This is a genomic window from Pseudoalteromonas luteoviolacea (assembly GCF_001696455.1).
Classification (GTDB): domain Bacteria; phylum Pseudomonadota; class Gammaproteobacteria; order Enterobacterales; family Alteromonadaceae; genus Pseudoalteromonas; species Pseudoalteromonas luteoviolacea_C.
Map to the genome: position 1 here is coordinate 1 of NZ_MAUJ01000050.1, position 558 is coordinate 558.

Sequence of the window (558 nt, forward strand, 5' to 3'; positions counted from 1 at the left end):
CTTACCACGGAGTGATTCATGACTGGGGTGAAGTCGTAACAAGGTAGCCCTAGGGGAACCTGGGGCTGGATCACCTCCTTAACGATTTAGAACAGATTTGTTCGAAGTGTCCACACAGATGATTGTTGATTAGAATTAGAGAACACAACATTGTTTGGGTCTGTAGCTCAGCTGGTTAGAGCGCACGCCTGATAAGCGTGAGGTCGGTAGTTCAAGTCTACTCAGACCCACCACTTCTTCTCGATGCTGCGTTATAAAGCTCGTCGTTTAGGATAACTAAACTTCCTCGCTTTATGCCTTACCTCAAAAAGAAGTGCGAACAAACAATGTATTCCTAGTAATGTGGGGCTATAGCTCAGCTGGGAGAGCGCCTGCCTTGCACGCAGGAGGTCAGCAGTTCGATCCTGCTTAGCTCCACCACTTTACTACCACTTCTTAAAGATAAGCACTCTTACTTAGTTTACTTCTTAAATAAACTGAGAGTTTTTAACTCTGAGAAGTTATTCTCTTGCTCTTTAAAAATTTGGAAAGCTGATAATTAAATTCTCGAATAACAAG

2 tRNA genes and 1 rRNA gene are annotated in these 558 nt (G+C 43.2%); all 3 read left to right on the forward strand.

The annotated features are described in order from the left end of the window. Positions 1-81: ribosomal RNA gene (locus A7985_RS25435) — 16S ribosomal RNA — on the forward strand; the annotation flags it as partial. 75 nt (positions 82-156) lie between these two features. Next, positions 157-233: transfer RNA gene (locus A7985_RS25440), tRNA-Ile, on the forward strand. A gap of 111 nt (positions 234-344) precedes the next feature. Further along, a tRNA-Ala gene (locus tag A7985_RS25445) sits at positions 345-420 on the forward strand. Positions 421-558: the final 138 nt, after the last annotated feature.